General features: G+C 64.3%; 29 protein-coding genes. 3 read left to right on the top strand and 26 right to left on the bottom strand.

All coding sequences use genetic code 11. The features are described from left to right. Positions 1–2: 2 nt before the first annotated feature. Genes rpmC through rpsJ form a run of 10 tightly spaced genes read right to left on the bottom strand, consistent with a single transcriptional unit; the run spans position 3 to position 4,983 of the window. Entirely contained in the window at positions 3–323 is a 321-nt protein-coding gene (gene rpmC, locus EV379_RS17475; RefSeq protein ID WP_130504720.1) for a 50S ribosomal protein L29, read from the bottom strand. After that, on the bottom strand, positions 323–742 hold the full coding sequence (rplP, locus tag EV379_RS02250) for a 50S ribosomal protein L16 (RefSeq protein WP_130504719.1): 420 nt from the start codon (positions 740–742) through the stop codon (positions 323–325). Before rplP ends, rpmC begins: the two co-directional genes overlap by 1 nt. A gap of 2 nt (positions 743–744) precedes the next feature. Further along, positions 745–1,500, bottom strand: coding sequence for a 30S ribosomal protein S3 (gene rpsC / locus EV379_RS02245; RefSeq protein ID WP_130504718.1), 756 nt, complete (start codon positions 1,498–1,500; stop codon positions 745–747). After that, positions 1,500–1,865, bottom strand: a complete 366-nt coding sequence (gene rplV, locus EV379_RS02240) for a 50S ribosomal protein L22 (protein ID WP_055834663.1) — start codon at positions 1,863–1,865, stop codon at positions 1,500–1,502. Before rplV ends, rpsC begins: the two co-directional genes overlap by 1 nt. Before the next feature lie 26 nt (positions 1,866–1,891). Further along, positions 1,892–2,173, bottom strand: a complete 282-nt coding sequence (gene rpsS / locus EV379_RS02235; protein WP_047405419.1) for a 30S ribosomal protein S19 — start codon at positions 2,171–2,173, stop codon at positions 1,892–1,894. 12 nt (positions 2,174–2,185) lie between these two features. Further along, a complete protein-coding gene (rplB, locus tag EV379_RS02230) occupies positions 2,186–3,025 on the bottom strand; it encodes a 50S ribosomal protein L2 (protein WP_055834666.1) in 840 nt (279 codons plus the stop codon). 16 nt (positions 3,026–3,041) lie between these two features. After that, a complete protein-coding gene (gene rplW / locus EV379_RS02225; protein WP_047405407.1) occupies positions 3,042–3,344 on the bottom strand; it encodes a 50S ribosomal protein L23 in 303 nt (100 codons plus the stop codon). Further along, entirely contained in the window at positions 3,341–4,000 is a 660-nt protein-coding gene (gene rplD, locus EV379_RS02220) for a 50S ribosomal protein L4 (protein WP_130504717.1), read from the bottom strand. Before rplD ends, rplW begins: the two co-directional genes overlap by 4 nt. Positions 4,001–4,004: 4 nt before the next feature. Next, positions 4,005–4,664: a 50S ribosomal protein L3 gene (rplC, locus tag EV379_RS02215; RefSeq protein WP_130504716.1), complete on the bottom strand. Its 660-nt coding sequence runs from the start codon at positions 4,662–4,664 to the stop codon at positions 4,005–4,007. A 10-nt stretch (positions 4,665–4,674) separates the two neighbouring features. Then, the gene (gene rpsJ, locus EV379_RS02210) at positions 4,675–4,983 is read right to left on the bottom strand and encodes a 30S ribosomal protein S10 (protein WP_005050520.1); all 309 of its coding nucleotides are present in this window, start codon (positions 4,981–4,983) and stop codon (positions 4,675–4,677) included. A gap of 648 nt (positions 4,984–5,631) precedes the next feature. Here rpsJ and EV379_RS02205 point away from each other — a divergent pair. After that, positions 5,632–6,627 (top strand): hypothetical protein, encoded by a 996-nt coding sequence (locus EV379_RS02205; RefSeq protein ID WP_130504715.1) that lies wholly within the window; start codon positions 5,632–5,634, stop codon positions 6,625–6,627. Positions 6,628–6,708: 81 nt separating this feature from the next. Here EV379_RS02205 and EV379_RS02200 read toward each other — a convergent pair whose 3' ends face one another. Continuing rightward, positions 6,709–7,434, bottom strand: coding sequence for a YoaK family protein (locus tag EV379_RS02200; protein WP_130504714.1), 726 nt, complete (start codon positions 7,432–7,434; stop codon positions 6,709–6,711). Positions 7,435–7,539: 105 nt separating this feature from the next. Further along, positions 7,540–7,722 carry an antitoxin gene (locus tag EV379_RS02195; protein WP_130504713.1) on the bottom strand — a complete coding sequence of 61 codons (183 nt, stop codon included), beginning with the start codon at positions 7,720–7,722 and terminating at the stop codon, positions 7,540–7,542. 175 nt (positions 7,723–7,897) lie between these two features. Between EV379_RS02195 and EV379_RS02190 the strand changes: the two genes are divergently transcribed. Continuing rightward, a complete protein-coding gene (locus EV379_RS02190) occupies positions 7,898–8,305 on the top strand; it encodes an OsmC family protein (protein ID WP_242616196.1) in 408 nt (135 codons plus the stop codon). Between the two features lie 110 nt (positions 8,306–8,415). On the opposite strand, the gene tuf is transcribed toward EV379_RS02190, so the two are convergent. From tuf to rpsL, 4 genes are all read right to left on the bottom strand, one after another. Next, positions 8,416–9,609: an elongation factor Tu gene (gene tuf / locus EV379_RS02185; protein ID WP_130504711.1), complete on the bottom strand. Its 1,194-nt coding sequence runs from the start codon at positions 9,607–9,609 to the stop codon at positions 8,416–8,418. Positions 9,610–9,721: 112 nt separating this feature from the next. Beyond that, entirely contained in the window at positions 9,722–11,836 is a 2,115-nt protein-coding gene (gene fusA / locus EV379_RS02180; protein WP_130504710.1) for an elongation factor G, read from the bottom strand. A 90-nt stretch (positions 11,837–11,926) separates the two neighbouring features. Next, a complete protein-coding gene (rpsG, locus tag EV379_RS02175) occupies positions 11,927–12,397 on the bottom strand; it encodes a 30S ribosomal protein S7 (protein WP_047405385.1) in 471 nt (156 codons plus the stop codon). Next, entirely contained in the window at positions 12,397–12,771 is a 375-nt protein-coding gene (rpsL, locus tag EV379_RS02170; protein WP_047405383.1) for a 30S ribosomal protein S12, read from the bottom strand. The genes rpsG and rpsL overlap by 1 nt, the downstream gene beginning before the upstream one ends. A 351-nt stretch (positions 12,772–13,122) precedes the next feature. Here rpsL and EV379_RS02165 point away from each other — a divergent pair, with 351 nt between their 5' ends. After that, the gene (locus EV379_RS02165; protein ID WP_165397266.1) at positions 13,123–13,749 is read left to right on the top strand and encodes a TNT domain-containing protein; all 627 of its coding nucleotides are present in this window, start codon (positions 13,123–13,125) and stop codon (positions 13,747–13,749) included. Here the strand turns inward: EV379_RS02165 and EV379_RS02160 are convergent. From EV379_RS02160 to EV379_RS02115, 10 genes are all read right to left on the bottom strand, one after another. Beyond that, entirely contained in the window at positions 13,736–14,134 is a 399-nt protein-coding gene (locus EV379_RS02160; protein WP_165397265.1) for an SseB family protein, read from the bottom strand. The two genes, EV379_RS02165 and EV379_RS02160, sit on opposite strands and share 14 nt — an antisense overlap. Before the next feature lie 77 nt (positions 14,135–14,211). Further along, the gene (locus EV379_RS02155; protein ID WP_130504707.1) at positions 14,212–14,733 is read right to left on the bottom strand and encodes an Imm61 family immunity protein; all 522 of its coding nucleotides are present in this window, start codon (positions 14,731–14,733) and stop codon (positions 14,212–14,214) included. Continuing rightward, the gene (locus EV379_RS02150; protein WP_165397264.1) at positions 14,730–15,194 is read right to left on the bottom strand and encodes a hypothetical protein; all 465 of its coding nucleotides are present in this window, start codon (positions 15,192–15,194) and stop codon (positions 14,730–14,732) included. The genes EV379_RS02155 and EV379_RS02150 overlap by 4 nt, the downstream gene beginning before the upstream one ends. Next, positions 15,187–15,618, bottom strand: a complete 432-nt coding sequence (locus EV379_RS02145) for a DNA/RNA non-specific endonuclease (protein ID WP_130504705.1) — start codon at positions 15,616–15,618, stop codon at positions 15,187–15,189. Before EV379_RS02145 ends, EV379_RS02150 begins: the two co-directional genes overlap by 8 nt. Positions 15,619–16,246: 628 nt before the next feature. Further along, the gene (locus EV379_RS02140; RefSeq protein WP_130504704.1) at positions 16,247–16,759 is read right to left on the bottom strand and encodes a hypothetical protein; all 513 of its coding nucleotides are present in this window, start codon (positions 16,757–16,759) and stop codon (positions 16,247–16,249) included. Then, positions 16,756–17,019: a hypothetical protein gene (locus EV379_RS02135; protein WP_130504703.1), complete on the bottom strand. Its 264-nt coding sequence runs from the start codon at positions 17,017–17,019 to the stop codon at positions 16,756–16,758. Before EV379_RS02135 ends, EV379_RS02140 begins: the two co-directional genes overlap by 4 nt. Further along, positions 17,016–17,420, bottom strand: a complete 405-nt coding sequence (locus tag EV379_RS02130; RefSeq protein WP_130504702.1) for a hypothetical protein — start codon at positions 17,418–17,420, stop codon at positions 17,016–17,018. Before EV379_RS02130 ends, EV379_RS02135 begins: the two co-directional genes overlap by 4 nt. After that, positions 17,417–17,896 carry a hypothetical protein gene (locus EV379_RS02125; protein WP_130504701.1) on the bottom strand — a complete coding sequence of 160 codons (480 nt, stop codon included), beginning with the start codon at positions 17,894–17,896 and terminating at the stop codon, positions 17,417–17,419. The genes EV379_RS02130 and EV379_RS02125 overlap by 4 nt, the downstream gene beginning before the upstream one ends. A gap of 85 nt (positions 17,897–17,981) precedes the next feature. Continuing rightward, positions 17,982–18,374 carry an SseB family protein gene (locus tag EV379_RS02120; RefSeq protein WP_278044049.1) on the bottom strand — a complete coding sequence of 131 codons (393 nt, stop codon included), beginning with the start codon at positions 18,372–18,374 and terminating at the stop codon, positions 17,982–17,984. Positions 18,375–18,578: 204 nt separating this feature from the next. Next, positions 18,579–21,647, bottom strand: coding sequence for a TNT domain-containing protein (locus EV379_RS02115; RefSeq protein WP_130504699.1), 3,069 nt, complete (start codon positions 21,645–21,647; stop codon positions 18,579–18,581). Between the last annotated feature and the right edge of the window lies 1 nt (position 21,648).

The following is a 21,648-nucleotide window of genomic DNA, read 5'->3' as shown; positions in this document are numbered from 1 at the left end:
GACTAGGCCTCCTTCGTCTCTTCAGCCGAAGGAGCCTCAGCGGCGTCCTTCTTGGCCTTCGTCTTCTTCTCAGCCTTGGCGGGAACCTCGACCGGTGCGGGCGTGGCACGAATGCCCAGCTCGCGCTCACGGAGAACCGTGTAGATACGAGCGATGTCGCGCTTGACCGCACGCAGGCGGCCGTGGCTCTCGAGCTGACCGGTGGCCGACTGGAAGCGCAGGTTGAACAGCTCCTCCTTGGCCTTCTTCAGCTCGTCGACGAGACGCTCGTCTTCAAATGTGTCGAGCTCGACGGCTGCGAGCTCCTTGGTACCGATCGCCATTATGCGTCACCCTCTTCGCGCTTGATGATTCGTGCCTTGAGGGGCAGCTTGTGGATTGCACGGGTAAGTGCCTCGCGGGCCAGCGTCTCGGGGACACCGGCAACCTCGAAGAGCACGCGACCCGGCTTGACGTTTGCTACCCACCACTCGACGGAACCCTTACCGGAACCCATGCGGGTTTCGGCAGGCTTCTTGGTCAGCGGACGGTCAGGGTAGATGTTGATCCACACCTTTCCGCCACGCTTGATGTGACGCGTCATGGCGATACGAGCGGACTCGATCTGACGGTTGGTCACATAAGCGGGGGTCAGGGCCTGGATACCGAACTCACCGAAGGTGACCTTGGTACCACCAGTTGCCTGGCCGCTACGACCGGGGTGGTGCTGCTTACGGTGCTTGACTTTACGTGGAATCAACATGGTTATGCCTCAACTCCTGCTGCAACCGGTGCCTCGGCGCGCGGGGCACGACGGGGACGGTCGCTACGCTCGGGGCGCGACGACTTCTGGTTCGCCTGCTCGCGAGCGAGTTCCTTGTTGGTGATGTCGCCCTTGTAGATCCAGACCTTCACGCCAATGCGGCCGAAGGTGGTCTTGGCCTCGTAGAAGCCGTAGTCGATGTTCGCGCGGAGGGTGTGCAGCGGCACACGGCCTTCGCGGTAGAACTCCGAACGGCTCATCTCGGCGCCGCCGAGGCGGCCGGAGACCTGGATACGAACACCCTTGACTGCGGGGGTGCGCTGGGCGCCCTGCAGGCCCTTACGCATTGCGCGGCGGAAGGCCACACGTGCGGAGAGCTGCTCGGCAATGCCCTGAGCGACGAGCTGAGCGTCGGCCTCGGGGTTCTTGACCTCGAGGATGTTCAGCTGGATCTGCTTCTTCGTGAGCTTCTCGAGGTCGGCACGGATGCGCTCGGCCTCTGCACCACGACGACCGATCACGATGCCCGGACGGGCGGTGTGAATGTCAACGCGGACACGGTCACGGGTGCGCTCGATCTCGATGCGCGATACGCCGGCACGGTCGAGCGTGGTGCTCAACAGGCGACGGATCTTGACGTCTTCCGCAACGAAGTCGCGGTAGCGCTGACCCGGCTTCGTGCTGTCGGAGAACCAACGCGACACGTGGTCGGTGGTGATTCCCAGACGGAAGCCATACGGGTTTACTTTCTGACCCATTACTTCGTGCCCTCCTCAGGAGTGGTGAGCACAACAGTGATGTGGCTGGTGCGCTTCAGAATCTGGAATGCGCGGCCCTGTGCACGCGGCTGGAAACGCTTGAGGGTTGCACCCTCATCAACGAATGCCTGCGAGATGTACAGGTCCTGCTCGTCCAGGAAAGTGTTCGATGCGTCTGCCTTGACTCGCGCGTTAGCGATTGCCGAGGCAACCAGCTTGTACACGGGCTCGCTCGCACCCTGAGGTGCGAACTTCAGGATTGCCAGAGCTTCCTGTGCCTGCTTGCCGCGGATCAGGTTGACAACGCGACGAGCCTTCTGGGGGGTGACGCGGATGTGTCGCACGCGTGCGATCGACTCCACCATTTCTTCTCCTCCTTCACGTCACCGCGTTAGCGGCGACGGCCCTTCTTGTCGTCCTTCACGTGACCACGGAAGGTGCGGGTGGGCGCGAACTCGCCGAGCTTGTGCCCGACCATGGTTTCGGTGACGAACACCGGAATGTGCTTGCGACCGTCGTGCACTGCGATGGTGTGTCCCAGCATTGCGGGGATGATCATCGAGCGGCGCGACCAGGTCTTGATCACGTTCTTGTTGTTGGCTTCGTTCGCCGTGATCACCTTGCGGAGCAGGTGGTCATCAACGAAGGGGCCCTTCTTAAGACTGCGTGGCATCTTCTACAACTCCTACTTACGCTTCTTGCCGACGTTGCGTCGACGAACAATGAGCTGGTCGCTGGGAAGGTTGCGCTTACGCGTACGGCCTTCCTTCTGACCCCAGGGGCTGACCGGGTGACGTCCACCGGAGGTCTTACCCTCACCACCACCGTGCGGGTGGTCAACCGGGTTCATGGCGACACCACGCACGGTCGGGCGAACGCCCTTCCAGCGCATGCGGCCGGCCTTACCCCAGTTGATGTTCGACTGCTCGGCGTTGCCGACCTCGCCGATCGTGGCGCGGCAGCGTGCGTCGACGTTGCGGATTTCGCCCGACGGCAGACGAAGCTGCGCGTAGGGGCCGTCCTTGGCGACGAGACGAACCGATGCACCGGCCGAGCGGGCCATCTTGGCGCCGCCACCGGGGCGGAGCTCGATAGCGTGAATCACGGTACCGGTGGGGATGTTCTTCAGCGGCAGGTTGTTGCCGGGCTTGATGTCAGCGCCGGGACCCGACTCGACAATGTCACCCTGCGACAGCTTGTTCGGCGCAATGATGTAGCGCTTGGTGCCGTCGACGTAGTGCAGGAGAGCAATACGTGCAGTGCGGTTGGGGTCGTACTCGATGTGAGCGACCTTCGCGTTGATGCCGTCCTTGTCATTGCGACGGAAGTCGATGACACGGTACTGGCGCTTGTGGCCACCACCGATGTGACGGGTCGTGATGCGTCCCTGGTTGTTACGGCCACCGGTCTTGGGCAGCGGGCGCAGCAGCGACTTCTCGGGGGTCGAGCGGGTGATCTCTGCGAAGTCCGCAACAGAAGATCCGCGACGACCCGGGGTCGTGGGCTTGTACTTACGAATAGCCATGTTTTTCCTCTGCTCCCTAGCCGACAGCCGTGAAGATGTCGATGGAACCGGACTTGAGCGTGACAATGGCACGCTTGGTGTCCTTGCGCTTGCCCATGCCGAACTTGGTGCGGCGGGTCTTGCCCTGACGGTTCAGGGTGTTGATGGACGCGACCTCGACGTTGAAGATCTTCTCGATGGCGAGCTTGATCTCGGTCTTGTTCGAGCGCGGGTCGACGACAAAGGTGTACTTGCCCTGGTCGATCAGGCCGTAGCTCTTCTCGGAAACGACCGGAGCGATGATGATGTCGCGAGGGTCCTTGTTCTGAGTGGCGCTCATGCGGAGACCTCTTCCTTCTTGCTCTTCGAAGCGATGAACGCCTCGAGTGCAGCCTTGGTGAAGACGATGTCGTCAGAGACGAGCACGTCGTAGGCGTTCAGCTGGTCGGCCGGCAGCACGTGCACGGACGGGATGTTGCGCACAGCCTTGGCGCTCTGCTCGTCACCGCGCTCGAGCACGATGAGAACGTGCTTCGAGGTCGAGATGGTCGAGAGGTACGCCAGAGCGGCCTGCGTGTTCGGGGTCTCGCCGAGGACGAGAGTCTCGACAGCGTGCACGCGGCTTCCACGAGCGCGGTCCGAGAGCGAGCCGAGCAGAGCAGCGGCAATCATCTTCTTGGGGGTGCGCTGCTCGTAGTTGCGAGGCGTCGGGCCGTGGACGATGCCACCACCGGTCATGTGAGGTGCACGGATCGAGCCCTGACGAGCGCGACCGGTTCCCTTCTGCTTGAACGGCTTGCGGCCTGCACCAGAAACCTCGCCGCGACCCTTGGTCTTGTGCGTGCCCTGGCGTGCGGCAGCGAGCTGCGCGACAACGACCTGGTGGATGAGCGGAACGTTCGTCGGAACGTCGAAGAGCTCGGCGGGAAGCTCAATCGAGCCTGCCTTCTTGCCCTTCACGTCGAGAACGTCGATGGTGTTGGTAGCTGTAGCCATCTGGTTACGCCCCCTTCACTGCGTTGCGAACGAAAACGAGACGGCCGCGAGCACCGGGAACGGCACCCTTGACCAGCAGGAGGCCCTTCTCGGCGTCAACCGAGTGCACCTTGAGGTTGAGCACGGTCACGCGCTCTCCACCCATACGACCGGCCATGCGCATGCCCTTGAAGACACGGCTCGGGGTCGACGAAGCACCGATGGAACCGGGCTTGCGGTGGTTGCGGTGGGCACCGTGCGAAGCGGAGACACCCTTGAAGTTGTGACGCTTCATGACACCGGCGAAGCCCTTACCCTTCGAGGTACCGACGACGTCGACCAGCTGGCCGGCCTCGAAGACGCCCTCGACGGTGAGCTCCTGGCCCGCGCTGTAGTCAGCGGCATCCGCGGTGCGGACCTCGGTGACGTGACGGCGGGGGGTGACGCCAGCCTTCTCGAAGTGACCCGCGGCAGGCTTGTTCACCTTGCGGGGATCGATCTGACCGGACGCGATCTGGACGGCGAGGTAGCCGTCGGTCTCGACGTTGCGAACCTGGGTGACCACGTTCGGTGCGATTTCGATGACGGTAACGGGAACGAGCTTGTTGTTCTCGTCCCAGACCTGGGTCATGCCGAGCTTCGTGCCGAGCAGTCCCTTGGAGGTCTTCGTATCTGCGTAAGACATCCCGGCCCCCTTAGAGCTTGATCTCGATGTTGACGTCTGCCGGCAGGTCGAGACGCATAAGCGAGTCGACAGCCTTGGGCGTCGGGTCGATGATGTCGATCAGACGCTTGTGGGTGCGCATTTCAAAGTGCTCCCGGCTGTCCTTGTACTTGTGAGGAGAACGGATGACACACACCACGTTCTTCTCGGTCGGAAGCGGTACCGGGCCAACAACGGTGGCACCAGCACGGGTGACCGTGTCAACGATCTTGCGAGCCGAGGTATCGATGACCTCGTGGTCGTAAGACTTAAGTCGAATGCGGATCTTCTGTCCCGCCATGTCTGACTCTCTCTCTGTCAAGGCGTCTTACATCCGGTTGGCTGCATTGGACGCCGTCGTAGTACTTCGTAAGTCGCACCACTATTTATCTGTCAATCGGGCGGTTGCGGCCGAAGCCATTCCCACCCACATCGCTTCCCGCTCAGGCCGAGGCCGTCACAGCACAGAGCGAGGCTCCGTGCACAAGGTGGTGATGAAGTGTGTTCTGCTACCCGCGGCCTAGCCCGATCCTTCGCATCACAGGTGATGACGCGGATGGAACTATGCACTGCCTGGCAGTGATCCCGTCACCGTGCGCAGCACGAACGACAGAAATGTTGAACTGGACAAGTTTGCCACAGAATCGGGGTAAGTGCAACCCGGGCGTGTCGCGCCGGCGTGGCGCCCGCCTCGCCCGTGATTCCGGGCATCCGCGGCGCACGCTCATGCCACCCTCACCCGGCGTTCACAGCCACTCGCGCGCCAGAAACGACACCTCCGCGCCAGGACGCCGTGGCGCGCAGCTGCACTTTCTGCAGCGCACCGGATCCGCTGCGTCCTGGACCAGTGTGCGCGCTGCTGTTGTGCACAGGCTGGGCAGTCCCGATCGCTCTGCACAGATTCGAGGTAACCGAGCTCGGCGGTGGCACGACGACTCACACTGGCGACATGAAGACCGCATTGAGCGCGCAGTCGCTCGACCTCGTCCGCATCGCGCCGGCGCTCCTCCTCGCGGGCGAGCACAATGCACTCGGAGCCGTGCGCGGTCAGCTGGCTCGCGAGGTCGCAGCCGGGAGGCTCATCAGGCTGCGGCGCGGACTCTACGCGTGGCGCACAGCGTGGGATGCGCTCGACGCCACCGAGCGATATCAGGCCATGGTGCTCGGCGTTGCGCGCACGAGTGGGCAGCTCCCTGTGCTCTCGCACGCCTCAGCCGCTGCACTGCACGGACTGCCGGTCGTCGGACGCTGGCCGCAGACCGTGCACCAGCTGATCCGGCCAGAGAGGGGCGGGCGGTCGACGCCAGATCGGATTCGACATGCCGCCGATTTCGATGCTGCAGACATCGTCGAGCGCGACGGATTGGTGCTCACCGGGCTCGCGCGCACGCTGGTCGATCTGGCGCGCAGCGCGTCCGTTTTCACGGCAGTGGCGAGCATCGATGCCGCCATGCATGTTCCCCGTTTCGGTGGACGAGCGGCGATCACGAAGGCGGAACTCGATGAGACCTTCGAACGCATGCTGCCATTTCGGCGGTCAGCTCGTGCGCGTGAACTGCTGGATTTCGGTGACGGCCGCGCTGAGTCGGTCAGTGAATCGAACAGCCGCGTCACCATGGCCCGACTTGGAGTGCCACAACCTGAGCTCCAGCATCGCTGGGTGATCGCCGGCGAGCACTACGACAGCGACTTCTACTGGCCGCATGTCGACGCAATCGGTGAGTCAGACGGTCGGGGCAAGTACGCCGATCCCCGCCTGCTTGGCGAGCGGACACCGAGTGACGTCATCTACGCCGAGAAGCTCCGCGAAGACGCGCTCCGCCGCGAGGCCCGTGCATTCACGCGCTGGGATTACACGATCGGCATGAGCACGTCCGGCCTGGCCGCTCGCCTCTCCCGCATCGGGGTCGTGCCGGTGAACGCACCACGACTGGTCCGGAGCTGACGCCGGAACGGTGGGGGCCGACTCCCGCGCGGCAGAAACGTCACACCCGCGCCAGACGTATCGGCCGCGCTGCGGCCGCTTCTACCGCGCGGGGCGCGGCGCGGTTTCGCGCCGACGGGCGAGGTGCAGCAGCGCGACGCAGCAGAGCATGACCGCTCCCGCAACGAACAGCGGCACTGCGCCGTGGTCGGTGGCGCGGATGATCAGTGCGCCGATCGCCCCGCCTCCGCCCATCGCGACGACCGCGAGCACGCGACGGCGCCATTTGTCGCCCGTGCCGCCGGCGAGGTGGCTGTCGATCGCGAGATTGGCGAGGGTGCTCGTGACGACGATGGTGCTGACATCGGCGATCCCCGTCGCCCGCACGCTGGCGGCCTGCGCACCCATCACGACCGCGAGCACCGCGGTCACCGGCACCATCGTGGCCTCGTCGAGGGTACCGACGGCAATCCAGAAGACGGCCAGTGCGAGGGTCAGCACGGCGCCACCGAGCAGCACGACGAGGTTGGCGGTCGGCAACCGCGAGTCGTGGCTGCGCCGCCGCAGGATGCGGGCGGCTAGGAAGGCGCCGATCAGGAAGCCGAGCAGTGCGATGAGATTGTTCAGCAGCGGGATGCCGCCCTCCCCCGTGAGCGCGAAGCCGATGAAGAGCACGTTGCCGGTCATGTTGCCGGTGAAGACACGGTCGAGCGCGAGGTAGCTGACCGCGTCGACGATGCCCGTCGCCAGGGTGAGAAGCAGCAGGGCGGGCAGGTAGAGCCGGTCCACGCTCCTCTTGTCGAGTGGTGAGCGCACTGCATCCGTCATTCCGACCTCCGCTCACACTGTAGCGAAGCGGCAGGCCCCGACATGGACAACGGGGTCGGGCTGCCGCCCGACCCCGCCTCGCTCGGGCATCCGCCCGAGAAACCTCTACTCGTTGCCGACGGCGCCGTCGGCCGCGTCACGCGCGGTGTCGACGTGCTCGGCGAACTTGTCGCCAGTGACCTTGTTGGCGAGGTCGGCCGCCCCGTCGAGCAGCTGGTCGCTGATGCCTTCAGCGTGCTCGCTCTTCAGGAAATCCTTGGCCTGGTTGGTCAGATCTTCGATACCCATACTTCGCCCCTCTCGTCACTGCGCACGAGCCGAACGGCGCGCACACCCTCATTGTGGGGTCGCGGCGCGGACACGTGCAAGAGCTGTGGCAGATTCCGGCGACAGCGGGCCACAATGAATGATGAGTGAAATCGCACCACAACCAACTCCATCGACACACGCGGGCCCCGGCAGCGTGAGCGCAACCCGCACGGGCGCGCGCAGCTACATCGGCAGGAACGCGCGCGGGAGCGAGGTGCTCATCGGCCCGGCTGAGCTCGCCGGCCACTTCACGCCCGGAGAGCTGTTGAAGCTGGCGCTGGCCGGATGCGCAGGCATGAGCTCCGACCGGGTGACCGCTCGTCGCCTGGGCGATGACTATCAGGCCACGGTGTGGGCCCACGGGGTCTCCGACCCAAATGAGGAGCGGTACCGTGCGATCGACGAGGAGATCCTGCTCGACCTCGACGGCCTCGACGAGGCGGATGTCGCGACGCTGCGCACCATCATCGGCAAGTCGATCGATCGCGCATGCACCGTCGGCCGCAGCGTTGTCGGCAGCATCGACGTCACCACGACCGTGAACGGCGAGTCGGCGCACTGAGGGGTTTCGACAGGCTCAACCAGCGGGCGACAGGCTCAACCAGCGGGTCAGTTAAAGCCTGAAGGGGCCGAGCCATAAGGCTCGACCCCTTCAGAGATCAGTAGTCGAAACTACTTGATGATCTTGGTCACCGTGCCGGCGCCAACGGTGCGGCCACCCTCACGGATAGCGAAGCCGAGGCCCTCTTCCATGGCGATCGGCTGGATCAGCGTGACCGTCATGTCGGTGGTGTCGCCGGGCATGACCATCTCGGTGCCCTCGGGCAGCGTGATGACGCCGGTGACGTCCGTGGTGCGGAAGTAGAACTGCGGACGGTAGTTCGCGTAGAACGGGTTGTGACGGCCACCCTCATCCTTGGACAGGATGTAGGCGGTGCCCTCGAAGTCGGTGTGCGGCGTAACCGAACCCGGCTTGACGATGACCTGGCCGCGCTCGACGTCCTCGCGCTTGGTGCCACGAAGAAGAAGACCACAGTTCTCGCCGGCCCATGCCTCGTCGAGCTGCTTGTGGAACATCTCGATACCAGTGACCGTGGTCTTGACGGTCGGGCGGATGCCGACGATCTCAACCTCGGAGTTGATAGCGAGCGTGCCACGCTCGGCGCGGCCGGTGACGACCGTTCCACGACCGGTGATCGTGAAGACGTCCTCAACGGGCATGAGGAACGGCTTGTCGCGGTCACGGACGGGGTCCGGGATGTGCTCGTCGGCAGCGGTCATGAGCTCAACGATGGAGTCAACCCACTTCTCGTCGCCCTCGAGAGCCTTGAGGCCCGAGACGCGAACGACGGGAGCCTCGTCGCCATCGAAGCCCTGGCTGGAGAGGAGCTCGCGAACCTCGAGCTCAACGAGCTCAAGGATCTCTTCGTCGTCAACCATGTCGGACTTGTTCAGCGCGACCATCAGGTACGGCACGCCGACCTGCTTGGCGAGAAGAACGTGCTCACGGGTCTGAGCCATCGGGCCGTCGGTAGCGGCAACCACGAGGATCGCGCCGTCCATCTGGGCAGCACCGGTGATCATGTTCTTGATGTAGTCAGCGTGACCCGGGGCGTCAACGTGCGCGTAGTGGCGCTTCGGGGTCTCGTACTCAACGTGCGAGATGTTGATCGTGATGCCGCGCTGGCGCTCCTCGGGAGCGGAGTCGATCGACGCGAAGTCGCGCTGAACGTTGGTTGCGGACGGGAACTTGTCCGCCAGAACCTTCGAGATCGCTGCGGTGAGCGTGGTCTTGCCGTGGTCGACGTGACCGATCGTTCCGATGTTGACGTGCGGCTTGGTCCGCTCGAACTTGGCCTTAGCCACTGGGGTCCTCCTCAGGACTTGAGTAGAAGCCCCGGTCGCTGGATTGCGACCGGTTCTCTACGGTGATTGTTTTGTTATGTTACGCGAACCGGGCGGCTCGCACTAACAGGGGCTATTCGCCCTTGTTCTTTGCCACGATCTCGTCGGCAACAGCCTTCGGGACCTCGGCGTAGCTCTCGAAGGTCATCGAGTACACGGCGCGACCAGAGGTCTTCGACCGCAGGTCACCGATGTAACCGAACATCTCCGAAAGCGGAACATTGGCGCGAATAACCTTCACACCGCTTGCGTCCTCCATGGACTGGATCTGACCGCGACGCGAGTTCAGGTCGCCGATGACATCACCCATGTATTCCTCAGGGGTGCGCACCTCGACGGCCATGAGCGGCTCGAGCAGAACCGGGCTTGCCTTCCGAGCGGCTTCCTTGAAGCCCATCGAGCCGGCAATCTTGAACGCCATCTCCGAGGAGTCGACGTCGTGGGCAGCGCCATCAAGCAGAATCGCCTTGACGCCGACCAACGGGTACCCAGCGAGGATGCCGTACTGCATGGCGTCCTTGAAGCCCGCATCAACCGAGGGGATGTACTCGCGAGGGATGCGGCCACCGGTGACCTTGTTGTCGAACTCGTAGATCTTGTCGGCCGTGACCTCCATCGGCTCGAGGCCGAACTGGATCTTGGCGAACTGACCCGAGCCACCGGTCTGCTTCTTGTGGGTGTAGTCGTGCTTCTCGACAGCCCGCTTGATGGTCTCGCGGTAAGCAACCTGCGGCTTGCCGACGTTGGCCTCAACGTTGAACTCGCGCTTCATGCGGTCAACGAGGATGTCGAGGTGGAGCTCGCCCATGCCCTTGATGACCGTCTGACCGGTCTCCTGGTTCTGCTCAGTGCGGAACGTCGGGTCTTCTTCGGCGAGCTTCTGGATTGCGGTGCCGAGCTTCTCCTGGTCAGCCTTGGTCTTGGGCTCGATAGCGACCTCAATGACGGGCTCGGGGAAGGTCATCGACTCGAGGACAACCTGGTTGTTCGGGTCACACAGCGTGTCACCCGTGGTGGTGTCCTTGAGGCCGATCACGGCGTAGATGTTGCCGGCGGTCACCGAGTCAACGGGGATCTCCTTGTTGGCGTGCATCTGGAAGATCTTGCCGATGCGCTCCTTCTTGCCCTTGGTCGAGTTGACGACCTGGGCACCGGAGTCGAGGCGACCGGAGTACACGCGCACGTAGGTCAGACGACCGAAGAACGGGTGAACGGCAACCTTGAACGCGAGAGCCGTGAAGGGCTCGGTCGCGTCGGCGTGGCGCATGACGACCTTCTCGAGGTCGCGAGCGTCGTGGGCCTCGATGGCCGGCACGTCGAGCGGCGACGGGAGGAAGTCGATGACAGCGTCGAGCATCGGCTGAACGCCGCGGTTCTTGAAGGCAGAGCCACAGAGAACCGGGTAGATCTCGCTGTTGACCGTGAGCTTGCGGATCGCGCCCTTGATCTCGGCGACGGTGAGCTCTTCGCCACCGAAGTACTTCTCCATCAGAGCGTCGTCGGTCTCGGCGACGACCTCGAGCAGCGCGGTGCGGTACTCGGCGGCCTTGTCGACGAGGTCGGCGGGGATCTCTTCGATCTCGTACTTGGCGCCCATCTGGACGTCACCCTTGGCGTCTCCACGCCAGGTCAGTGCGCGCATCTCGATGAGGTCGACGACACCCTCGAAGTTCGACTCGGAGCCGATCGGCAGCTGGAGAACCAGCGGGCGAGCGCCGAGGCGGTTGATGATCGTGTCGACGGTGAAGTAGAAGTCAGCGCCCAGCTTGTCCATCTTGTTGACGAAGCAGATGCGGGGAACGTTGTACTTGTCAGCCTGACGCCACACGGTCTCGGACTGGGGCTCAACGCCCTCCTTGCCGTCGAAGACGGCAACGGCGCCATCGAGCACGCGGAGCGAACGCTCGACCTCGACCGTGAAGTCGACGTGGCCGGGGGTGTCGATGATGTTGACCTGGTTCTTGTTCCAGTAGCAGGTCACGGCGGCAGAAGTGATCGTGATGCCACGTTCCTTCTCCTGCTCCATCCAGTCGGTCGTCGAGGCACCGTCGTGGGTCTCACCGATCTTGTGGTTCACACCCGTGTAGAACAGGATGCGCTCAGTAGTGGTGGTCTTACCGGCATCAATGTGGGCCATGATGCCGATGTTGCGGACCTTGCTCAGGTCGGTGAGCACGTCTTGTGCCACGGATTTCCTCCGAAAGTTTTGTTTTTGGTCAGGTCGAACGAGGCTCTCGGATGCCGCAGGGGTGAGCCTGCGGCATCCGACAAGCGACTACTACCAGCGGTAGTGTGCGAAGGCCTTGTTCGACTCGGCCATCTTGTGCGTGTCTTCACGACGCTTGACAGCGGCACCGAGGCCGTTGCTCGCGTCGAGAATCTCGTTGGTGAGGCGCTCGGTCATGGTCTTCTCGCGACGAGCCTTGGCGTAGCTGGTGAGCCAGCGGAGAGCCAGGGTGTTGGCGCGGTGAGGCTTGACCTCGACCGGGACCTGGTAGGTGGAACCACCGACGCGGCGCGAACGGACCTCGAGGGTCGGGCGCACGTTGTCGAGGGCCTTCTTCAGCGTGACAACGGCGTCCTGGCCGTTCTTGGCTGCAACGCCTTCGAGTGCGTCGTAAACGATGCGCTCGGCGAGGCCCTTCTTGCCATCAAGAAGAATCTTGTTGACGAGCTGGCTGACGATGGGAGCGCCGTATACCGGGTCTGCTACGACGGGGCGCTTGGGTGCTGGTCCTTTACGAGGCATTACTTCTTGTCCATCTTCGCTCCGTAGCGGCTGCGAGCCTGCTTACGATTCTTAACTGCCTGAGTGTCGAGCGCGCCGCGAACAATCTTGTAGCGCACACCGGGGAGGTCCTTGACACGACCACCGCGAACGAGCACCATCGAGTGCTCCTGGAGGTTGTGGCCCTCACCGGGGATGTAGGCGGTTACTTCGGTGCCGTTGGAGAGCTTGACACGAGCGACCTTGCGGAGCGCGGAGTTCGGCTTCTTCGGGGTGGTGGTGTACACACGGGTGCAAACACCACGCTGCTGGGGGTTGGCCTTCAGGGCGGGGGCCTTGGTCTTGGTGACCTTCGGCGTACGTCCCTTGCGGACCAACTGCTGAATCGTTGGCACTACTGAGCTCCTTATTTGTGCTGCACGGTGACAGCCTGGTGACTAGCATTCGACACGCACCTGACTTGCGTCTGGGAATGTGTCGAGTTCATCTGGACCCACCGGCTCCGCTGAGTAGCGATGCTTTTGGATGGTGGATATGCCGTGGGGGTAACCCGAATTCAGGGTTCCCATGTGTGTGCCTCTGGCGCCTGGGCTCTGCCTTTCGGGCAGCGTCCATGCGCACGACGAAGCGCACACCCACGAAATATTACCTTCCCGTGTCGCTCCGGTCAAATGGCGAGAGCTGTGCAATGGCTGGCAATACGGGGCAGGATGCCGCCCTCTGACGCGTCGGCTAGCGTGATCACCATGGTTGAAAATCTCCGGGCCCGGCTGAACGCACGCGGCATCAATCCGCGCGCTGTGAAATTGCCCGGAGATCCCGGCACGCCGCTTGAGGGTGCGCTGACAATCGCGGCGGGGCCCAGTGGGCCGGTCGTCGCCACGATCGACTACGGTCGGCCGTACCCGCTCGTCACCGCCGACTCCCCCGAGCACTCAGAGGAGCGCCTCCTCGCCTACCTCGACCAGCCGCTGCCCGCCGCCGTCGACTACACGCCGGAGCAGGTCTTCGAGCTGATCCAGAAGGTCGGCGAACACTACATCGACCTCATGCAGCGGCTCGCGGAGCCCGGCTCCTCGCTTCTCATCCAGCTGCCCGCCGGGCTTCCGCTCGACCGCGTCGGCTGCCTCGATGGCGTCATCCTCTACCCGCTGAACACCTCGGCCGGGCAGCGCTCGCTGCCGCCGACCGCGCTCGAGGGCGCCGAGATCCACCGCTTCCTGTCGACCGGCGACATCCTGGTGCGCGCCGAGCTCGCCCAACCGTGGTTCGGCCAGCCGGGAGGCGGGCTGCGCTTCACCCTCGCCGACGATTTCACCGGCATCCGCGACCTCGTCGCCGCCGGACGCCTGCAGCGCGTCAGCTACCGCTGACGTCGCCCATCAGATCGGCGACGAAGGCCTGCACTCCGTCGCCCGGCACCTCGAAGCCCAGCCGCGAGCCGGGGTTCATCACGATGCCGACGCCGTCGGGCAAGCGCCTGAGCAGCTGAAGTCCGGCGATGGCGACCGCCGCGTGCCCGTCTGTCAGGTATGCGGCCGCCAGCTCGCGGTGACTGAACAGGGCGAGGAAGGTCCCCTTGTCGTCGTGCAGCAGCACGGGATCCGACGGCATGGCCCCGTCATCCACCGCATCCCGGTTGATGATGATCAGCTCGCTGGCTGCCAGCGTCCAGAGAACGGTTGGCGCGGAGAGCGTGCCCGCCTGCGCGCGGGCGATCGCTCGTTCCAGCACAGTTGCCGGTCGTGCCGAGTTCATGGTGCCTCTTTCTGTCGTCGCGCCCTCGCAATCGTACGCATTGACGGCGCCGTGCACCGGCGCCGTCATCTCCGGAATCATGCGAACAACGGCGCGCCGTCGCTGGACGTGAGCGACCGTTCCAGCTCGTCGAGAGAGCGTCCGGCGATCTGCGCGAACTGCGCCGCAGACCTGCGCCCCTGGATGCTGTCCGGGAACCACGCGGAACAAGGCTCGCCGTTCTCACTCCAGCGCAGCCGTAGCCCGTCGACGTCCGGCTCCAGAGAGACGCCCGGCAGCATCCCCGCCGAGTCCAGCGCTTTCGCGATCGGTGGGTACCCCAGGTTCCGTCGCACGCGCGAGGCCAGCATGAGCAGCAGGCCACGGGCCGCGACGGGCAGGCCCTCGCCGGCCATCTCCAGCCAGGGCGCCGTGCCCCTGTCGCTACTCTGCACGACGAAGAGGCCATCGTTGGCGGTTATGGTGTACCTCATCTCCATGTCCCAGAGGCTGACGAGGAGGCCCTCCTCGTCAGAGCTCTGCACCGTCGCCAGTGCTGCCACCCTCTGCACGACACCCAGAGCCGCGGTGTCCTCGTCGCGCGTCCCGGCCGTGCTCACTTGTCGCGAGCCGCCAGACGCGCACGCCCCTCGACGAGCTTCTGCTTCAACCACTCCGGCTGACGCGCCTCATCGCGAGGGAACGCGTCCTGATCCGTCACGTACGCGATCGGGTCCACACCGCCGAGACCGAAGTCGGGTTCGTCGTCGTAATTGAATCTGGATGTCATGCTCTGTTGTGCGGTCACGGTCAGCTCCAGGCTGAACCACGTGCCACTGCCCGGCCGATACATGAGGCTTCGCAGCGCGTCGACGTCATCGCTGTCGAGCTTCCCGCCAAGACGAAGAGCGCTCGTCGATCCGTCTTCGGCCTCTGCGACAGCGGAAGCCGACATGACCGCGGAGAGCACTGCGGCACGAAACACGACGGCGCGCGCCCCCTCCGGGATGATTCGGTACAGCTGCCGACCGACCACGGCGAGCGCTTCCTGCTCAGCCATCAGGCCGCGTTCGTCATCCATTCTTGAAGACCTTCCATTCGGGATCGCCACCGTTGATGGTGAATTCCACTTCAACCTTGCTGGGGACCCTGCCGCCATCCGCCGGGTAGTGCGGGCGAATGTCGACTTCGATCTGTACATCGGGATCGGCCTTCAGCAGCGCCCGCCACTGATTCTCCAGGTTGAAGAAACTGTCGCCGGCACCGCGATTCAGATCGCGCAACATGGCAACGGTGTTCGTGTACTCTCCGCCACCACCGTAGCCGTTGCCGAATAGGTGCCCGCCTTCGTAGCCATCGCCACCCTCATGCCCGACCCGGCTCTGCACCGAAGCCGAACGGTCGGCGTCGCCTAGTGAGAGCTGATCCGTGTGCGCGAGTACGGTGCGGCCCTCCGCGTCTGTCTGGAAGACGTGCGCGTGATTGGCTCCATCGACCGGGTTCACGCCCCCTCTGTCAAGTAGGCGATGGCGAAATCACCGTGGCAGAACACGGTACCTGCCTCGTTGTGCAGCCGCACGGGGTCCGTGGGGAGCGCACCCGCGTCAATTGCGCCAACGTTGACTGCGGTGAGCTCCGGTCTCGACAAGTCTTCGACGGCGCCTACGCGTACACCGACCGCCTCGGCGAAGCTCGTTGTCATTCGGGGCGCTCCAACTCGCGATCGACGACGTCCTTCGCCACGACGGCCGGATACGCGCCGACGGGTACCGCCCAATACGAGCCGCACTGGCGACACTGGTAATACGGTTTGATTCCCACCGGGCCCGACAAACCAGACCTCATCATTCATGTGCGCCGTCCAATAGGCCCGACAGTACTCGCAGCCGGAATCCGCGAACATGGCCATCACGCGACCTTTGAGCCGATCACGGCCGACTCCTAGTCGACCAGCCGGGTTGAAGGCACGAACGCGCTCGTAGGTCACCGGCACCGTCATGCTCGCTAGAAAAACAACCGTCGAGTCACCATCCAGCGTGAGTCGGTACAGGCCGACTCCAACCCCATTGAATGCGTCGCGCTCTGCACTGCTTCCGGAGTTGTCACCCATTCCGGAACACTCGTCTCACCCTGTCACGGGGCAGAGGAGTAGAGCGGGCCGCCGCCCGGTGTGGACAGAGCTTCCGCAACCGCTTCAAGCGAGTCTTCGGATATGACGGAGAGTTTGAGTGCCATCACGCGCCCGGCGTCATTGTCCGGCACCCACGCCGACCAGGCTCTACCGCCCGAAGTCCCACTCAGCCGGAACCCCTCGATATCCGGTGCCTGGAGCACGCCAGGTGCCAGGCTCCGCGTGCGAAACGCTGAGCTGTATCCCAGCCGTTGCCGGAGCGGAACCGCAATCAGAATGAGGATGCCGCGCGCCGCGACATCGAGGCTCTCGCTCGCCAGCCTTACGATCGGCCCACCACCGCGCTCGCTGCTCTGCACGATCACAAGGCCATCCTGCTCGCCGACCATGTAGACCATCTCGGGGTCGCGGAGGCTCACGATCATGCCGGGCCGCTGTACCGGCTTCAGCCCCGCCTTGGCACCGATTGCGACGAGCAGCGCTACGATCGCCTCCCGCGCAGACGGGGCGCTCAAACCGGGATTCCCCGGTTCCAGCCTGGCTTCTGCATCAGGAGGTCATCGTGCTCGCGGCGACCGCATTCCTCGATGAAGATCACCGCGTCCGTCGGCACCGCTAGGAAGTGCGCGAACTGCTCGTCCGTCAATTCGTAGTACTCCTCATAGTCGACGACGCCAGCGCTTACCGGCAGCGAAGCGAAGTGCCGTCCAGATTCGTCGTCGATACCGAGCGAGTACCGATCTGCGCGCGAGAAGAACGCATCACGAGGTTTCATTCTCTGTCGACCGCCCCAGCGACACGGAGACCGTCGCGATTCAGAAAGGCGTGTACGAGCTCAAGCGGCCGGCCGGCCGAGAGCTCCGCCTTCGACAATTCAGCGACGGCCCGTGCGCGCGCATCGGCCACGGGCCGCATCATGCGAACAGCGGCGCGCCGTCGCTGGGCCGCGACGGGCAGGCCCTCGCCGGCCATCTCCAGCCAGGGCGCCGTGCCCCTGTCGCTACTCTGCACGACGAAGAGGCCATCGTTGGCGGTTATGGTGTATCTCATCTCCATGTCCCAGAGGCTGACGAGGAGGCCCTCCTCGTCAGAGCTCTGCACCGTCGCCAGTGCTGCCACCCTCTGCACGACACCCAGGGCCGCGGTGTCCTCGTCGCGCGTCCCGGCCGTGCTCACTTGTCGCGAGCCGCCAGACGCGCACGCCCCTCGACGAGCTTCTGCTTCAACCATTCAGGCTGATGTGCCTCATCGCGAGGGAACGCCTCGAGATCGGTCACGTACGCGATCGGGTCGATCGGAACCTCCCACTCGGGTTCCGCGTCATAGTTGCACTCCGCGGTCGCACTACCATCAGCACCCACCGTGATATGCGCGCTGAACCACGTGCCCAACTGGGGCTTGTAATGCGCAGCCCGCAGAGTGTCGATGGCCTGCCACAGCTCGACGGAACCCCGCACGCTATTGGCACGACCCGACGGTGTTGGATAGCGACCAGCCGGGTTGAACGCCAGGAGATCGGGGCTGCTCGTTGCCACGGTTGCACTGACGGAAAGTTCGATTCGTTCGTCGCCTTCTGACAGCAACCGGTAAAGCAACACCCCGAGGGCGTTGAACGCCTCGCGCTCAGCCCACGGTCCAGACACATCAGACATTCCAGAAAGTCCTCACTTTCGTCATGGCTTGCGCGGTAACTCGGGGTTCGACGGCCTTGCACGGCGTACCGAGCATCGCCGATCGTCAATGACGATCGGTGATCTCGTCAACGATTGCGGCCAGGCCATCGGCGGGGAGTTCGAAACCACGAGCAGTGCCCGCGTTGACGATGAGTCCAGCACCCGGCGGCATCCGCATGAGCACCGATTCACCTGCCATGGTCACGTACGCGGGGGCAGTCGCGGCGTAACTTCCGATCTGATCGGCATGAGTGAAGACTGCAAGATAGAGCGCATCGTCTGCCGCCAAGAGCAACGGCTTGAATTCATCCACGTTTCCGTGGAAGTCCTCGGTGGTGGGAACGATCAATTCGCTGGCCGCCAGAATCCAGAGCAATGACTGCATGCTGAGCTGCTGGCGGCTCGATCTCAGTATCGCGCGTTCCAGGAGCGTCGTGGGTCTCCCGAGATCAACCATTGTCGAGAATCTGCTCGCCATAGAGTGCTGCTTCGCTCTTCGTCACCTCAACAGCGTATCGCTCGCGATCCTCCCAATAACTACCACACACGACACAACGAAAAAGCGTCGTGTGTCGCTCAATATTTGTAGCAAGATACTGTGGCCGGTCACCGCTCATCCACTGCTGCCGACACACCTCGCAGCCCTGTTCCTCCCACGTCTTCATCGGAACCTCCGCAGCACAATCGGGTCACCGTTCGGCCCCAGCCTGAAGAGGACGCTGCCAGGAGGCATGGCTGTTCCACCGGGAACAACAAGCTCTCGCACGGGGTTGACCAAATATCCACTTCTCAACGGCCCACCGCTTGCACCGCTCTCAGGTAGTCGAACCGCGGTGTGGCCGCCTTCTAAGAAGTGCGCCCAGCCTTGGGCGTCGGCTGCCACCGGTACGCGATGCGCAATGCCGGTTGCCGGGAACGCGACCCCATACACCTCGCCGCCATTGGTATAGGCCCGCAGCGTGGACGGAGACATCCCGGTGTACCGTGCGGCATCGTGCGCATTCTGCACCAGAACGGCATCAGAGCCCGGCATGACAAAGAATGGACGACCATTTGCTCCCAGCGTTGTTTGCGGCTGCTGGTAATACTTCAGGTTGTCATCACCGAAGAAGGCCACCGAATAGCCATCGGTCCGAATCTGTTGTAGCTCTGCTGCGCTCAACACCGTGGGCGGAACACCCACATTTCCGGGCGATTCGACTGTGCCGTCCTGCTCCGCTCGATGGAATGCGTTCTCGATAAGAGAATCCGACGTAGAGCTCGATTCAAATCTCAAGTCATTGTCATCGCCCAGTCTGAGCGTTGAGGAATCGTCGGTCGAACGGGACAGCAGCGGGTTTTCGCCATCCAGGAGGGACGCGACCGAGACCGGCTGGCCGTCAGGGTCCAAGAAGCGCACCTGGAGGCCGCCGCCGTCGCGGCCGAAGGCGGGAGCGATCTCCGACACCTCGATGCGGTAGCCATCCGGCAGGCTGTCGCCGATCTCGAACACCGAGTAAGTCGCGCTCAAGTTGCTCGGCGGCAGCGCCCGTGACTCGAAGGACATCTCCGGGAACGAGAGGAACTTACCGCCATCGTGACCGAAGCGGTCCAGGCTCTCTCCGTAGTGAGCCTTGAAGTCCGCGATGTTGTCGAACTCGACGAAGCTCCCGAGCTTGCCACCGTCGTTGCCCGGGTAGATCGGGTAGCCGTCCTCGTCGGTGTAACGCGACTCCCACTCCTCACGGGAGTAGGGCGTGCCGTCGTCACCGCGGCCGTACGGCGCGGTCGGGTCCTCGATCATGTGCGCGACGTCATCAGAGACGGTTCCGGGGTGTGCGTATTTGTCGTCGAGGCGGCCGCTCTCGCCATCCGGGCGCACGTCGCCGTAGTTGTCGTCGATCGGGTTGCTGTCGGTGCGGTCGGGCACCCGCTCGAAGCCGGGGCCGTAGTCGGCATCGCTGAGCACGGGGTCGCCCATCTCGGGGTCCCACGGCTTCTTCGGCGGATCGCTCGGGTCGGCGACGTCGGCGGGGTCCTTGGGCGGCACACCGTCAGCGCCGTCCGCGCCGGTGTTCGATCCATGGCCGGATCCGCCGCCAGTACCCGTCCCTGCGCCAGAACCGCCGCCGGCTCCCGTGCCGGAGCCGCTGCCCGTGCCGTTGCCAGAACCGCTACCGGAACCGGTCCCGCCACCGTGACTGGGGGGCGTGTCGAGCACGGTCGTGCCGGTACCACCGATGTGGGTGTCGGGGCTGAGGAACTGGGAGGAGCCAGGTGCGCCGGCGACGACGGACTCCGGCATCCGTACGGGAATGTCGGCTGCGTCCGTTCCACGCGCCGGTGGCACGTCGAAGCTGTCGGGCACATCGGCCTTGGGCGGGGTGAAGTCGAAGGTGGAGCCGTCGAAGTTCGCGATCTTGAGCGTCGAGCCATCGAAGAGGTTGCCCATGTTGTCGCCGAGGTTGAAGTCCAGCGACTTGAGCAGATCGGCGACCGACGGCGCGATGAACTTCGAGCCGCCGAGGACACCCTTGCTGAGCCAAGCCCCCGGGTCGACCATGTCGACGATCTTCGCGGCCTTGCCGAGGGCGTTGGCCGCACCGGTCGCGGTCTTGACGCCGCCGACCACCGCCCCGGCCGGGATGACAATCGTCGCAATGTTGAAGATGGATGAGCCGAGCGCCTCACCGGGGTTCTCCGCCCAGGTGTCCCAGGCGACGACGCCCTTGAGCGTGTTGACAACGGCTTCCTGCCCGCCGCGGAAGAAGTCGCCGACCGGACCGGGCACGAAGCCCCCGACGATGCCGAGCGGCCCGGCTGTGGCGAGGCCGAAACCGAGCATGCCGAGCCCGCTCCACGCCGCGCCGTAGGCGTCGCCGCTGAAGAAGTCCCCGGTGGCGGGGTTGTAGCCGAGCAGGAGGGTGCCGAGGCCGGTGACGGTGCCCCAGACACCGCCGACGGCGATGCCCTTCCAGATCACGTCTTCGAAGACGAAGGTCAGCGACGCTTCCGCGCAGCCTTCCGTGCGCTTGGTCGCGGCACCCCACGGCATCTCGGTGCCCTCTGGGATCTCGCTCAGGCCGTAGCCGAGGGCGTCATCCTCACTCTGCATCGAGCGCAGCGGGTCGGCCCCGAAGAGCGCGCGGATCGTGTTGGCGCAGGTGCGCTCCGCGGCCCACAGCTTCACCTGCTGGGCGCTCACCGCCGCGATCAGCGCGTTGTTCTCGTCGACGGCGCCCTGGTTCTCGTCCCAGTTCTGGTGGTGCGTGCGCGTGACGGGGTTGTCTTCTGCCGCCTGGGTGTAGGAGCCGAAGGCGTTGTAGCCGTAGCCGGCGTACGCGCCCGATGCGCCGTAGCCGCCGTATCCGTAGCCGTAGTCGGTGTACTTGACGTCGACGCCGTTCTTCACGGTGGTGTCGACGAAGGTCTGGGCCTCGCCCTTGAGCCTGGCGAGCTCCGCCTTGATTGGGATCACCTCGTCGGCGAAGGCCTTGAGCGCCGCGACGACGACGTCGAGATTGTCACCGAACGCCGAGGTGGCCGGGCCGACCGGTGTCATGACCGCGAAGAGCTGCGGGCCCTCCGGCGCCGTGTAGTACGCAGAGAGCTTCTGCCACTCGGCGACGACCTCTGCTCCGTGGTCACGGGTGCCGGATGCCGCCTTCGCCAGCGAATCCGCGTGCTGCACGAGCAGCTCGGGCTGCAGGGCATCGCCGGGGATCGCCGCGGGATTGATGTGTTCGGCCATG

The organism is Microterricola gilva, from assembly GCF_004217495.1.
Lineage (GTDB): Bacteria > Actinomycetota > Actinomycetes > Actinomycetales > Microbacteriaceae > Microterricola > Microterricola gilva.
Note: the sequence above shows the minus strand (reverse complement) of the source record. Positions and strands in the feature narration are given on the sequence as shown.